Origin of the sequence: Salinicola sp. JS01 (assembly GCF_030284585.1) — a bacterium.
Taxonomy (GTDB): domain Bacteria; phylum Pseudomonadota; class Gammaproteobacteria; order Pseudomonadales; family Halomonadaceae; genus Salinicola.
The window spans coordinates 2,409,807-2,423,521 of record NZ_CP127244.1 but is presented as its reverse complement, the minus strand read 5'-3'; the positions used below and the strand labels follow the sequence as shown (position 1 = coordinate 2,423,521).

The 13,715-nt window shown below is 67.0% G+C and carries 13 protein-coding genes; 8 read left to right on the top strand and 5 right to left on the bottom strand.

The features are described 5' to 3' along the window. Window positions 1-26 precede the first annotated feature (26 nt). The 4 genes from QO259_RS11135 to QO259_RS11120 all read right to left on the bottom strand — a co-directional run bounded on the left by QO259_RS11135 (window position 27) and on the right by QO259_RS11120 (window position 5,438). Window positions 27-1,187: an amidohydrolase gene (locus QO259_RS11135; RefSeq protein ID WP_285950038.1), complete on the bottom strand. Its 1,161-nt coding sequence runs from the start codon at window positions 1,185-1,187 to the stop codon at window positions 27-29. Between the two features lie 99 nt (window positions 1,188-1,286). Beyond that, a complete protein-coding gene (locus QO259_RS11130; RefSeq protein WP_285950037.1) occupies window positions 1,287-2,579 on the bottom strand; it encodes a DUF3100 domain-containing protein in 1,293 nt (430 codons plus the stop codon). Window positions 2,580-2,964: 385 nt separating this feature from the next. Further along, a complete protein-coding gene (locus QO259_RS11125; protein WP_285950036.1) occupies window positions 2,965-5,061 on the bottom strand; it encodes a pyrroloquinoline quinone-dependent dehydrogenase in 2,097 nt (698 codons plus the stop codon). Between the two features lie 11 nt (window positions 5,062-5,072). Continuing rightward, a complete protein-coding gene (locus QO259_RS11120) occupies window positions 5,073-5,438 on the bottom strand; it encodes a hypothetical protein (RefSeq protein ID WP_106419913.1) in 366 nt (121 codons plus the stop codon). A 348-nt stretch (window positions 5,439-5,786) separates the two neighbouring features. On the opposite strand from QO259_RS11120, the gene QO259_RS11115 reads away from it, so the two are divergent. The 5 genes from QO259_RS11115 to QO259_RS11095 all read left to right on the top strand — a co-directional run bounded on the left by QO259_RS11115 (window position 5,787) and on the right by QO259_RS11095 (window position 10,184). Further along, window positions 5,787-6,668 carry an NAD(+) kinase gene (locus QO259_RS11115; protein WP_285950035.1) on the top strand — a complete coding sequence of 294 codons (882 nt, stop codon included), beginning with the start codon at window positions 5,787-5,789 and terminating at the stop codon, window positions 6,666-6,668. 1 nt (window position 6,669) lies between these two features. Next, window positions 6,670-7,647, top strand: a complete 978-nt coding sequence (locus QO259_RS11110) for a metallophosphoesterase (protein ID WP_285950034.1) — start codon at window positions 6,670-6,672, stop codon at window positions 7,645-7,647. Window positions 7,648-8,126: 479 nt separating this feature from the next. Next, a complete protein-coding gene (locus QO259_RS11105; RefSeq protein WP_285950033.1) occupies window positions 8,127-8,975 on the top strand; it encodes a rhomboid family intramembrane serine protease in 849 nt (282 codons plus the stop codon). 94 nt (window positions 8,976-9,069) lie between these two features. Continuing rightward, complete coding sequence (locus QO259_RS11100; protein ID WP_285950032.1) at window positions 9,070-9,336, top strand: YeaC family protein; 267 nt, start codon at window positions 9,070-9,072, stop codon at window positions 9,334-9,336. Beyond that, window positions 9,324-10,184, top strand: coding sequence for a DUF2797 domain-containing protein (locus tag QO259_RS11095; protein ID WP_285950031.1), 861 nt, complete (start codon window positions 9,324-9,326; stop codon window positions 10,182-10,184). The genes QO259_RS11100 and QO259_RS11095 overlap by 13 nt, the downstream gene beginning before the upstream one ends. Window positions 10,185-10,255: 71 nt before the next feature. On the opposite strand, the gene QO259_RS11090 is transcribed toward QO259_RS11095, so the two are convergent. Beyond that, the gene (locus tag QO259_RS11090) at window positions 10,256-11,746 is read right to left on the bottom strand and encodes a RimK family ATP-grasp domain-containing protein (RefSeq protein WP_207036984.1); all 1,491 of its coding nucleotides are present in this window, start codon (window positions 11,744-11,746) and stop codon (window positions 10,256-10,258) included. Between the two features lie 230 nt (window positions 11,747-11,976). On the opposite strand from QO259_RS11090, the gene QO259_RS11085 reads away from it, so the two are divergent. The 3 genes from QO259_RS11085 to QO259_RS11075 all read left to right on the top strand — a co-directional run bounded on the left by QO259_RS11085 (window position 11,977) and on the right by QO259_RS11075 (window position 13,615). Then, a complete protein-coding gene (locus QO259_RS11085) occupies window positions 11,977-12,459 on the top strand; it encodes a GNAT family N-acetyltransferase (RefSeq protein WP_285950030.1) in 483 nt (160 codons plus the stop codon). Between the two features lie 49 nt (window positions 12,460-12,508). Further along, window positions 12,509-12,994, top strand: coding sequence for a YajQ family cyclic di-GMP-binding protein (locus QO259_RS11080; RefSeq protein WP_207036986.1), 486 nt, complete (start codon window positions 12,509-12,511; stop codon window positions 12,992-12,994). Between the two features lie 207 nt (window positions 12,995-13,201). After that, window positions 13,202-13,615, top strand: coding sequence for a YbaN family protein (locus tag QO259_RS11075; protein ID WP_353057281.1), 414 nt, complete (start codon window positions 13,202-13,204; stop codon window positions 13,613-13,615). Window positions 13,616-13,715 lie beyond the last annotated feature (100 nt).

Below are 13,715 nucleotides of genomic sequence, written 5' to 3'. Positions count from 1 at the left end.
CGCTCGGGAGACTGTGCGGTTCGGATTCAGGCCGCGAGCAGTGCGCGGGCCAGGGCTTGCCAGTAGGCCACGCCGAGCGGCGCCAGGGCGTCGTTGAAGTCGTAGGCCGGATTGTGCAGCGCGGCGCTGTCGCCGTTGCCGAGCCAGATATAGGCGCCGGGGCGTTCGGCCAGCATGAAGGCGAAATCCTCCGAGCCCATGCTCGGCGGTAGATCGCGGTGGACCCGGGTGACCTGCGGCAGACCTTCGAGCACCTCGGCGCAGCGGGCGGCGTGCTCGGGGGCGTTGAGCGTGGCCGGATAGCGCGCCTGATAGTCGAGTTCGGCGGTGAGACCGTGGAAGGCCGCGCAGGCTGCCACGGCGTCACGCAGGCGCTGCTCCAGGCGCGCCTTGAGCGCGGCGTCGAAGCAGCGCACGGTGCCGCGCAGCTCCACCGTGCCGGGCACCACGTTGAAGGCGTCGCCGGCGTGGAACTGGGTGATGCTGAGCACCGCGGACTGGTGGGCTGGGGTCTCGCGGCTGATCACGCCCTGCAGCTGGGTCGCCAGCTGGCAGGCGGCGAGCAGGGTATCGTCGCCCAGATGGGGCATGGCGGCATGGCAGCCGCGCCCCTTGAGCGTCAGTGTGAAGACGTCGAAGGCGGCCATTACTGCGGTGTCGTGCACCGCGGCTTCGCCCACCGGCAGCCCGGGCCAGTTGTGCAGGCCGTAGACCGCGTCCATGGGGAAGCGCGTGAACAGCCCCTCCTCGACCATCACTCGGGCGCCACCCTCGTTCTCCTCGGCGGGCTGGAAGATGCAGTGCAGGGTGCCGGCGAAATCCGGGTCACGGGCCAGGGCGCAGGCGGCCCCCATCAGCATGGTGGTGTGGCCGTCGTGGCCGCAGGCGTGCATGCGCCCGGGAATCGTCGAGCGGTAGTCGAGCTCGTTGGCCTCCTCGATCGGCAGCGCATCGATGTCGGCGCGTAGGCCGATGCTGGGGCCGGGGCCGCGGCGACCCTCGATGGTCACCACCACGCCGGTACCGCCGCCCAGGCCGGTGACCGGCTCGAGGCCGTGCTCGCGCAGGATAGCGACGATCCGGTCGTGGGTGCGGTGCTCCTCGAAGGCGATCTCGGGGTGGCGGTGGAAGTCGTGACGCCACGCCTTCAGGGTGGCGGCGTCGGGAAAGGCGACTGGCTGGTTCATGCGCATCTCCTGCGGTGTGGGACGGGCGCCGGGGCGACATCGCGAACCGGCGCCTCGAGTGCCAGTGGTGAATGAGTGGCGGGCGAGTGGCGGCGTGGCTCAGAGCAGCACTTGCGCGACGACCGCGGAGCCGACGTAGGTGCCGGTGAAGACCAGCAGCGAGACCACGATCAGCTTCCAGCCGGTGCGCCGGAACATGCTGAATTCGCGCCGGCTCAGGGCCAGGCCGGCATACGCCAATACCGGGGTGACGATGGCGAGGAAGTTGACCGCCGCCAGGCGCTCGACGATCCAGACGCTGCCGGGGAAGAAGGGCAGCGTCATCACGATGCTGACCAGCGAGACCCAGGCCACGCCGGGCAGGTAGAAGGGCACGATACGGGTCAGCACCAGGCCGATCAGGGTCATCAGGTAGAGGATCGTCATGCCCGGCAGCGCGGTCAGCAGCGAACTGCCATTGACGGTGTTGGCAATCCAGCCCACGGCACAGGCTGCCGCGAGTACCGCAGCGGTCTTGCCCAGGTGCTGTTCGGGGCGCTCGTCGGGGGCGACCTCGGCAGCTGTCATCTCGGCATCCGGGGTCGCCTCGGTGGCGCCGCGGCGCTTGCCAGCCAGGCGCCGATAGAGCCACTCCGCCACCGGCAGGGCGATGAACAGCGAGACGTAGAGCCCGGTGGCGTAGGTCAGCAGATTGCTGGCCCCGGCGAAGGCGAGCAGATCGTCGGCCATGCCCGGCAGAGCACCGGCGAGGGCGCCGGAGCAGGCCGCGACCATGCTGCCGCTGCCGACCCCGCAGGCCATGGCCAGAGCGCGCGGATCGAACACGCCGAGCGAGGCGAGATAGCCGGCCATCAGCGCGAACCACAGGGTGCCGAACATGGTACCGACCACGTAGACCCCCATCACGCCGACGCCTTCTGGCCCTTTGAGGCCGTACTTGTCGGAGATGATGGCGATATTCGGCTCGCGCGCGATCGAGTAGGTGGCGCCCACCGCCTCGCGACCCATCTTCAGCACCACGACCGCCACCGGCAGTGCCACCAGCATAGTGCCGAGGTTGCCCAGCTCTTGCAGGATCAATGCCGGGCCGGCGCTGATGATCTGGTCGATCGCCGGGCCGATGGTCGAACCGAAGCGCGCGATGAACGGCATGATCGAGATCAGGATCAGCGGCGTGGCCGCCTGACTGACGCGCTCCGGCACGTAGCGTCGAGAGGCGCTGAACAGATGCGGGTTGAGCAGCACGCCGAGAATGAAGGCGTAGAACAGCGGTAGCAGCAGCAGGGTGCCGGGACCCAGCGGAATCTTGAGAATACCGATCGCCTCGCTGATCAGGGACACGATGACCACGATCAGATGCAGGCGCCAGTCGAGCAGTCGGTGGAGAGACATGGCCGCGACCTCGTTGTTATTGGATGGGGCGCATCCGCGCACTGCCCGTTCGGCTGTGTCGCAGACGCCCGATCGAGTATCGGAACAGAGGGTGCTCTAATGAAAGTGGGCGGGTGTTCTGATTTTTACGCTGCGACGAAGGTCGGGCTCGATTAGCGACGGCCCGGATGGTGTCTGCCAGGGATGGCAGGCACACAACATCGTCGGGAACGATGTTGGACGCCGAAGGCGGCCCGAAGGGGGGCTGCCAGGGATGGCAGGCACACAAGATCGTCGGGAACGATGTTGGACGCCGAAGGCGGCCCGAAGGGTGTGCACCAGGGAAGGTGCACACACAAAAAGGGGAGCATTGCGCTCCCCCGTCTTACTGCGGTGTGGCTAACGCTTACTGCTTGTCCTGCGGCAGCGCGTAGACCACGACCTGGTCGCCCACCTGATCCTTGAGGATGGTGTTGCCACCGGCGATGAAGGCGACGTATTCACGCCCCTTGTACTCGTACACCGCCGGGTTGGCGACGGCTGGTGCCTGGGCCTGGTCGGACCACAGCTCTTCGCCGCTCTCCAGCGAGTAGGCGCGCAGCTTGGCATCCATCGAGGCGCCGATGAAGATCAGCCCGCCGGCGGTGACTGCCGGCCCGCCGATGGTCGGGGAGCCCCAGCGCTCCGGCATGAAGAAGCCGTACTGCTGCGAGGCGCCGACTGGACGCCGCCACTTGACGTCACCGGTGTGCATGTCCAGTGCCACCAGTTCACCGAACGGCGGCTCCCAGCACGGCATGCCGAGCCAGTTGCTGGCGACGTTCAGACGCATGCCGTAGGGCGCGCCTTCCTGCGGCGAGAACCCGCTCTCGTTGCCGGAGCCGCTGTCCGCCTTCTCGTAGGCCTCGCGATCGTAGAGTTTGATCGTCTGCACGATGTGCGAGACGTTGACGATCGCGGTCTGGCTCTGCGGATCGAAGGCGACGCCGCCCCACTGCACGCCGCCGGCGCTGTCCGGGTAGGCCAGGGTGCCTTCGCCTTGCGTGGTCGGCGGGGTGTACATGCCCTCGTAGTAGAGGTCGTCCCACAGCCGCGAGCACTGGCCGCCACCCACCATGTCGGCGAGTTCCCAGATCTTGGGCTTCTTCGACTGGTCGAGCAGCGGTGCCGGCTTGGTCGGGAACGGTTGGGTCTTGGCGTAGACTTCGCCTTTCACCGAGCCGTCGCCCTGGGGTACCGGGCGCTCCTCGATCGGCCACACGTCCTCGCCGGTCAGGCGATTGACCACGAACAGAAAGCCCATCTTGGTGGCCTGGATCAGCGCCGGGATCTGCTTGCCGTCGACGGTGATGTCCATCAGCGTGGGCGCGGCGTTGATGTCGTAGTCCCAGACATCGTGATGCACCCACTGGCGCGACCACACGACCTTGCCGGTGTCGACGTCGAGCGCGGTGGTCGAGGTCGCCAGCGGCGCCGACTCGGTGCGGTTACCGCCCCAGTAGTTGGGCGAGGGCGAGGAGACCGGCAGATAGATCAGGCCGTGGGCCTCGTCCACCGACATCTGGGTCCAGACGTTGGCGGTGCCACTCTTCTCGCGCATTTCCGGCGACAGTGCCTCGAAGGTCCACTCACGCTTGCCGGTGCGCGCGTCGATCGAGAACACGGTGCCCGGAGGTGCGGTCTCGAAGGCCCAGTCCTTGCCGGCCCAGCCGAAGATCAGGTGGTCGCCGACCACGGTCGGCGGCTGCAGGATCGACAGCGGCCACTTGGCGTGGGTGGTGTTCCATTGGTTGACATTGAGCACGCCGTTGTCGGCGAAGTCCTGACACGGTTTGCCGGTGTCGGCGTCGAGCGCGAACAGCTGCGCGTCCATGGTGCCCATGTAGACGATCTTCTGGCACGCCTGGCCGGGCTCTGGGTCCTTGGCTTCCCAGTAGGCCACGCCACGGTTCTTGAGCACCGGTTGGGTCAGACCCTCGAGCTTGGAGTGGGTGTCGAAGCTCCACTTCTGCTCGCCGGTGGCCGGGTCCAGCGCCAGCAGGCGGTAGAAGGGCGTACCGATATAGAGGGTGTCGTTGGCGAAGATCGGGGTCGCCGACCACACCGTGGCGGGAAGATCGCCGGTGCCGTCGGAGACATCGCCGGTGTGCACTTCCCAGACCTTCTCCAGCTGGCCGACGTTGTCGACGTTGATCTGGTCGAGCGGGCTGTACTTCTGGGCGTTGTTCTGACCGTGGAAGGTGTTCCAGGTCGGCTGGGTCGGGACCAGCGGAATATCGGCGCGCTGAGCCTGGGCCGCGTCCTGAGTCTGGGACGTGTCCTGAGACTGAGCGGCATCTTGGCTCTGGTCGTTGTCCTGGGCCTGGACGCTATCCTGGGCCTGGACGCTATCCTGGGCCTGGGCGCTGTCGGCGTCCTGTGCCAGCAGCGGCAGCGGCGCCAGCATCAGGGCCAGAGCGGTCGCCGTGCCGAGGCGTTGTGGGGTGATTCCGAAAGTCGGCATATGACGGCTCCTCAAGCGTGTGCGGCGCGGCGGGTGGCGGTGGGGCGGCGCAGATCGAGGATCAGCCCGATCAGGCCCAGCACCATGGCGGCAGCGATGCCCCACTGGTGCAGCAGCAGGCCGGCGAAGCCGGTGCCGATCAGCCCGATGAGAGCCAGCAGACGCCAGAAGATGCGCCCGCCGCGATGCTTCAGCGGCATCAGGATCAGCGCCATCAGCGCCAGCGCGAGGCAGGCGAAGATGACGACCAGTGCGCCGAGCGAGCCGTTGACACCGGTCAGCGGGGTGACATAGGCGTAACCGGCGACTGCCGCACCGACGAGCGCGGCCAGCAGCAGCACGATGGCGCCGAGTGGTTTGGATTGCGATGATGGCATGTTGCCCTATCTCCCTGTATGGCGAAGTCAGGCGCGCCTTGCCGAACGGCGGCGTGGCCGCTGAGCGTGGCGACGCACCGCTAAAGGCGATGACGGAACGCGCCCTGCCTTCCCTGAGGTGTTCCCTCTGCGGATTTCCCTTGCGGTCTTCCCTTGTGGGGACGGTACCCCGTCGATAGGCGTGGTGGTCCCTGTCGACAGGGTAGGCAATTTTAGCGTGTCGAGCCGCGCCATGTTCGTTTTTTTACGCACGCCGCCGGGTTGACGGCACCCGAGCAGCATGCGGTTTGCCGCCTCTTCGGGCAGCCCCCATAATGGCCGGCCGATACGCCGCCAGAGATCCGTTGCATGAGTGCGTTCAACACCATCGGCCTGATCGGCCGCCTGGGCAGCGACAAGGTCGTCGAGACCCTCAAGCGTCTGCTGATCTTCCTCGAGCGCCGCGACTGCGAGATCGTGATCGAGGAGCGCACGGCGGCGCTGCTGGAGGCTCACGGCCAGCGCGAGGCGCGGCGGCGCGAGCTGGGCACCCTGTGCGACTTGGTGATCGTGGTCGGCGGTGACGGCAGCCTGCTGGGCGCGGCCCGGGCCCTGTGCACCAGCGCCACCCCAGTGCTCGGGATCAATCGCGGGCGGCTCGGCTTTCTCACCGATATCTCCCCCGACGAGGTCGAGCAGAAGGTGGCCGAGGTGCTCGACGGCCAGTACGACAGCGAACGGCGCTTCCTGCTCGACGCCGAACTCTATCGCGGCGAGCGTCTGATCGGTGCCGGCACCAGTCTCAACGACGTGGTGGTGCACCCGGGCAAGGCTGCGCGGATGATCGAGTTCGAACTGTTCATCGATGACCGCTTCGTCTATTCCCAGCGCTCCGACGGCCTGATCATGGCCACGCCCACCGGCTCCACCGCCTATGCGCTCTCCGGCGGCGGCCCTATCGTCCACCCGGGGCTGGAAGCGATCACCCTGGTGCCGATGTTCCCGCATACCCTGTCGAGCCGGCCGATCGTGATCGACGCGGCGAGCGAGATCCGCGTGCACATCGGCGACATCAACCAGGCCTACCCGCATGTCAGCTGCGACGGCCAGACCCGCGTGGTGTGCAAGCCGGGTGACGTTCTCTATGTGCGCCGCAAGGCCGAGCGCCTGACCCTGATCCATCCGCGCGGGCACAGCTTCTTCGAGGCGTGCCGCTCGAAGCTGGGCTGGAGCAGCAGGCTGGGAGACTGACATGGCGCTGGGCGAAGCGGTGGACGGCTACGACCTGATCGGCGACGTGCACGGCTGCGGCCGCACGCTGGTGCGGTTGCTGGAGAAGCTGGGTTACCGCGAGACCGACGGCGTCTACCGCCATCCGCGCCGTCGGGTGGTCTTCCTGGGTGATCTGATCGACCGCGGGCCGCGCATCCGGCTGGCGGTATCGGTGGCCAGGCGCATGGTCGACGCCGGCGAGGCACACATCGTGATGGGCAATCACGAGTACAACGCGCTGGCCTACTGCCATCCGGCGCCGGCGGGGAGTGTCCAGGCGTGGCTGCGCCCGCACTCGCCGCGCAACAATCGCATCATCGAGCGCACCCTGGCCCAGTACCATCAGCATCCGCTGGAGTGGGAGCGTTGTCTCGAGTGGTTTCTCGACATGCCGCTGTGTCTCGAACTCGACGGCATGCGCGTCGTGCACGCCTGCTGGGACGAGGCGCTGATCGACGCCTTTCTGGCGCGCTGCCCGGACGGGCGCATCGATCGCGACTTCCTGATCGAGTCGACCCAGCCCGGCACGTTCGCCCAGCGGGTGATGGACCGGCTCACCCGCGGTACCCAGATGCCGCTGCCACCGGGGGTGGAGATCCGCTCGGGGGACGGCTTCACTCGGCGCGCCTTCCGCACCCATTTCTGGTGTCGCGAGCCGGCCACCTATGGCGATGTGGTGTTCCAGCCGGACAACCTGCCCGACGGGCTCGAGGATCGCGCCCTCAGCGACGCCGAGCGCGAGCGCCTGACCTGGTACCCGGAGTCGGCGCCGCCGCTGTTCGTCGGCCACTACTGGTGCAAGGGCGTGCCGGCGCTGCCGCGGGCCAACATCGCTTGCCTCGACTACAGCGCGGTGAAGTACGGGCGGCTGGTGGCCTACCGCTGGGATGGCGAGCAGCGGCTCGATGCCGATCGTTTCGTGTGGGTGGATGTGGCGCGTGAGGGCATCGCCGATTAGCGATCCGGCTTTACGTCCCCAAGACGCCCCACTGATCGACGATTTTTTCCGGCGCCGGGTGACTGATTTTTCTGGGTTTTTCGGTGTGTACGCGCTATCGCTGGAAAAAAATCGCATTTTTTTGCCCCGCCCCGGGAACTCCTGCGCGCTAAGCCACTCTGAGTCAGTGTTCCCTTGAATGATCCCTTGCTCTTATCCGGCGGCCCTCCCGCCGGATTTTTCTTTTTGGGCGCCACGTTTCTGGTAAGTCGCGTCTCTCGTGCACTATCTCTCGTACACCATCTCTCTCGTACACCATCTCTCTCGTACACCATGTCTCTCGTGTACCCGACTTCTTCTGACGCCTCGCGCTGCGTGCTCCCGGCCGTCGACTGCGGCGGCATTCATCCCCAGATCATCTCGGGCAGGGTAGAATGGCGTTACACGCCGGCCCCCGGGCTCGGTGCGTCACTCCTCCCACCCGTGGTTCGGAAGGTTGCATGTACAGACTTCTCGCCATGCCCGGCGACCTGGATACGCGTGCGCTGCGTCAGGCGCTGTGGCAGCAGCATATCGGGCACCGTTTCACCCAGCAGGAGGATCAACAGATCCTGTGGCTGGCCGATCCCGAGCAGCGCGACGAGGCGGTGCGGCTGATCGAGCGCTGGCAGCGCGGCGATCTCGCCGCAGCCGCTGCCGCGCCACGCCGTCGGCGCCCCAGCGTCACCGGCCAAGCGTTCAGACAGGCGCCGCTGGCGGCGGGGCTGATCGCGCTGTGCGTGGCGATCTTCCTCGGCATGAGCGTGTTCGGCGACGCCATTCTGCGCGCGCTGATCATCGTACCGGTGCACCCCTCGGCCCAGGGGCTGGTCGCCGGTAGCCTGGGCGATGCTCTCGCCGGCGGGCAGATCTGGCGCCTGGTAACCCCGGCGCTGCTGCACTTCGGCTGGATGCATCTGATCTTCAACATGCTGTGGCTTTGGTATTTCGGGCGTCAGGTCGAGGCGCTCCAGGGCTCGCGCTGGCTGGCGTTGATCGTGGTGATCGCTGCGGTGGTCTCCAACCTGGCCCAGTACTTCACCGGCACGCTGCTGTTCGGCGGCATGTCAGGGGTCGACTATGCGCTGCTCGGCTACGTCTGGCTGATGTCGCGCCTGCGTCCCGAGCGCGGCTACTTCGTGCCGCAGATGCTGGTGGTCTTCATGCTCGGCTGGATGGTCTTTACCATGACCGGACTGGCCGATGCGATCGGCTTCGGCAACGTCGCCAACGAGGCCCACCTGGGCGGGCTGCTGGCGGGGCTTTTGATGGCGGTGGTCGCCGCACGGCTGATGCGACGCGCCGCCTGACCGGCAGCGAACGATCGGCGCCATGGCGAGCCCCCGGCGGTACGAGTCGCGACGAACGACAGAGACAGGCGTGAGGCGCCAAGATGAGGCAGGTATGACCGAGATGAACTTCGACCGCATGGTCGCGCAGATGACCCCCGAGATGTACGAGAACTTCAAGCAGGCGATCCAGCTGCGCAAGTGGCCCGATGGCCGCATGCTCAGCGCCGAGCAGACCGAGCTGTGCCTGGAGGCGGTGATCAAGTACGAGGTGATCCATGCGGTGCCCGACGCACAGCGCGTGGGCTATCTGGAGCGTAACGAGTGCGCCTCCGGCGGCCACGATACGGCCGAGGAAGCGGCGCTCAAATGGATCAACTGATCCTCACCGAGGGCGACGCCCGGGTCAGCGGGCAACTGCGCAAGCTGGACGCGCGGCTGCCCGAGTCGGGGCTGGCCGACTATCGCCTGCGCGCCGGCGAGACGGGGCTGGCGCTCAACGCGCGGCTGGGCCAGCGCCTGCGGCTGCACTATGCCGGGGCGATCCACTGCGTCCACTGTGGCCGGCACACCCGCAAGAGCTTCGGCCAGGGCTACTGCTACCCCTGTTTCAGCACGCTCGCCCAGTGCGATCTCTGCCTGGTGCGCCCGGAGACCTGTCACTACTTCCAGGGCACCTGTCGCGAGCCCGAATGGGGCGAGCAGCACTGCTTTCGCCCACACATCGTCTATCTGGCCAACGCTTCCGGGCTCAAGGTCGGTATCACCCGGGCGAGCAACACGCCGACGCGCTGGCTAGATCAGGGCGCGATCCAGGCGCTGCCGATCCTCGAGGTGGCCACGCGCCAGCAGTCGGGGCTGGTGGAGACGCTGTTCAAGGCCCACGTCTCCGACCGCACCAACTGGCGCGCCATGCTCAAGGGCGAGGTCGAACCGCTCGACCTGGTGGCCGAACGCGACCGTCTGCTGGCCGCGGTGGCCCCGGGGCTCGATGCCCTGCGCGCGACCCACGGCGCCGAGGCGATCCGCGCTCTGGATACCCCCGGGGTGGTCTCGATCGACTATCCGGTGCTGAGCTGGCCGCGCAAGATCCAGTCGTTCAATTTCGACAAGCAGGCGCTGGTCGAGGGCACCCTGACCGGCATCAAGGGGCAGTATCTGATGCTCGACAGTGGGGTCATCAACCTGCGCAAGTTTTCCGGCTATCAGGTCACCGTGGAAGCCGCCTGAGCGGGCGCTTACAGAGACGACAGCGGTCGTCGAATCCGTAAACGCCTTTTGAAAAAGCGAGCCCGCGGCGCTCAGCGCCGCGGCCGCTGCTCCAGCTGCTGCTCCATGCGCTTCAGAAAGACCGCCATCACCCGCTCGTAGAGCGCATCCTTGAGCACCACGTCCTCGACCCCGACATCCAGGTTGGGGTTGTCGTTGACCTCGATCACCACCACCCGATCGCCGATCTGCTTGAGATCGACACCGTAGAGGCCGTCGCCGATCAGCTTGGTGGCGCGTAGCGCCGCCTTGACCACGGCGGCGGGTACCTCCGACGGGTCGTGGGTGGTGAAGCCGCCGCTGCGGGTCTTGCCGCTGGAGTGGTCATAGATCTGCCAGTGGCCGCGCGCCATGTAGTAGCGGCTGGCGAACAGCACCTGGCCGTCGAGCACGCCGATGCGCCAGTCGAACTCCGTCGGCAGCCACTCCTGCAGCAGCAGCAGCGCCGAGGAGGCGAACAGGCGCGGGGCTTCCGCGGCCAGCTCCTCGCGTGAGCGAATCTTGACTACACCCTTGGAGAAGGCGCCGTCCGGCACCTTGAGCACCAGCGGATAGCTCAGGTTGGCGAGCTTGTCGTCGAGGCGTTCCAGATCGCTGCGGTGCAGCAGCTGCCCCCGTGGCGCCGGGATCTTGTGGGTGCCGAGCAGGGCGTGCAGGTAGATCTTGTTGGTGCAGCGCAGGATCGACTGCGGGTCGTCGATCACCACCAGGCCCTCGTGCTCGGCCTTCTTGGCCATGCGGTAGGTGTGGTGGTCGAGCCGCGTGGTCTCGCGGATGAACAGGGCGTCGAACTCCGCCAGGCGCCCGGCGTCGCGATGGGTGATCAGGCTGACATCGATGCCCAGGCGGCGGCCGGCGCGGATGAAACGCTTGATCGCGCCGCGGTTGCTCGGCGGTAGCTGCTCCTGCGGGTCGACCAGGATGGCCAGATCGAAGCGGTAGCGACGGCGTGCCCGCGGCGTGCGCCACACCTTGGTCGAGTGGCGGTTGAGGGCGCTGGCGAAGGCATCCTCTTCGCCGCTCTTGAGCGCGGTCAGCGCCAGCGGCTTGAGCCGCGCCAGGCGCCAGCTGCCGTGGCGCTTGTCGAAGCGCGCCTCCAGCAGCGGGTGGGGCAGGCGTTCGAACAGCCGCCGCGCCAGACGCGCCAGCTCCGGCGTCTGACACTCGCCGAAGAATACACGCAGGGTCAGGCTGTCGCCGGCCAGGGCGCCGCGCTTGTCGAGCTCCGCCAGCAGCGGGTCGAGAGCGGCCAGCTGCATGTCGATCAGCGCCTTGCGCGAGAGCTGGTTGAGCGTCTCGACGCTGGGCAGCACCCGTTGGGCCCGGGCCTGGGCCAGCAGCGAGACGTAGTAGCCGGTCTCGAGATAGTCGAGATTGGCGCACAGGTTGATCACGTGCGTGGCGTCGTCCGCGCTGGCGGCCGCATCCAGGGCGAGGAAGTCCTCGGCGCTGATCAGATCCTCGGAAGGGTAGTAGGGCTGCCAGTCGGCCAGCCGGTCGACGACGATGCGCAGGCGTGACATGAATCGGAAACTCCTCGGTGACTGGAGGGCAGGGTGAGGCCGGGCGACACTGGCCGGCGGCGTCGGAGCCGCGGGTGGGCGCTCAGCATGCGATGCGCGAGTAACGGCGACAAGTCGTTGCCGGCGTGAAATAATTTCATCATAGCGTCGCCGCGCTTCGGGGTCGCCCGTTGCGTGAGCGCCAACGCGTTCCGCCAGGTTCGCCTAGCCTCTTAGACTCGAGTGTCATCATGCTTCGCACCCTCCGCCCCGGGCGTGCCGCCGATCGCGATGCGCTGTTCCAACTGGAAGAGCGCTGCTTCGAGGGCGACCGTTTCAGTCGCCGCCAGCTCGCCCATCTGCTGACCCGGGCCAATGCCCTGTCGTTGCTCGCGGTGAGCGACTCCGGGCAGGTGATCGGCTACGGCACATTGCTGTTCCGTCGCAACAGCCGCATGGCGCGACTCTACTCTTTCTGTGTCGATCCCGAGGCGCGCGGCAGCGGTCTCGGCCGCGAGCTGCTCACGGCACTCGAGGCCGCCGCCCGCGAGCGCGAATGCACGCGCCTGGTGCTGGAGGTGCGCGCGGACAACCGGGTCGCCATGGGGCTCTACCGGCGCATGGGGTTCATGGCCCATCGCTGGATCGACGACTACTACGCCGACGGCTGTGCCGCCTGGCGCATGGACAAGGAGCTCGCGGCGCCGGCCAGCGCCGCCGAGTCGCAGACCTGATGACCACCGGTGTGTCACCGCACGCCGTCTTTTTTGGTGAGGAGTAGCTATGCCGTCTTTCGATATCGTTTCCGAGTTCGACCGTCACGAAGCGACCAACGCGGTCGATCAGGCCAACCGTGAAATCCAGACTCGCTTCGACTTCCGCGGCGTCGATGCCAGTTTCACCCTTGAAGGGGAGACCGTCGCGCTGGAAGCGGACGCCGAGTTCCAGCTGCAGCAGATGATCGACGTGCTGCGCGCGAAGCTGATCGCCCGCGGCATCGATCCGCGCTGCATGGAGGTCGAAGAGGCCCAGACCTCGGGGGTCAAGGCGCGCCAGCAGATCAAGCTCAAGCAGGGGCTGGAGCAGGCCGACGCCAAGGCGATCGTCAAGCAGCTCAAGGATGCCAAGCTCAAGGTGCAGGCGGCGATTCAGGGCGACAAGGTGCGCGTCAGCGGCAAGAAGCGCGACGACCTGCAGCAGGCCATCGCCCTGCTCAAGGGCGAGAGCGGCCCGGACCTGGCGCTGCAGTACAACAACTTTCGCGACTGAACACGTCGGACATAGAGGGCCCGCTTCTCGCTCGGCGCTATCAGCCGCATTGGCGTTTTCCATGGGGGTGGATTGGAGCGAGTCGGGCGGCCTGGTTTACACTAGGTATCGATTGGCCTCGGTCTGCGGGCGTGCACTGCCTTCGCTAGGCGACGACTCCCGTCTGATCCCGAGGCCCCGAGTTCGCCGACCCTGGGGATGTCCGGCATGCGCAACGCCATTTTCGTCACTCTTGCCGCCATCAGCTTTGCGCTCGGCGTCATCGGGCTGTTCTTGCCGGTCATGCCCACCACCTGCTTCATGCTGGCCGCGGTCTGGCTCGCCTCCAAGGGCTCGCCGCGGTTCGCCGACTGGATTCGTCACCACCCGCGCTTCGGCCCGCCGATCCTCTCGTGGGAGCGTGAGCGCGCCATCCCCAAGCACGCCAAGATCATGGCCGTGATCATGTTGGCGGCCTCCTGTGTGATCATCGCCTTCACGGTCTCCCTGCTGGCGCTGAAGATCGGGCTGATCCTGGGCCTGGCGGCGCTGGCGGCGTGGATCGTCACGCGCCCGCTGCCGAGCCTGCAGTGCCCGGTGCGCGAGTTATGGGAGGATAAGTCGGTCTCCGAGCGCCGTTGAGGTAGGCTTTGTAAGAAAACTATCTGCGCTCGGCAATACGGCGTTAAAAATCGGCTCAAATACTCATTTACACCCCGTAAACTCCGCGTTTTCGCCGATT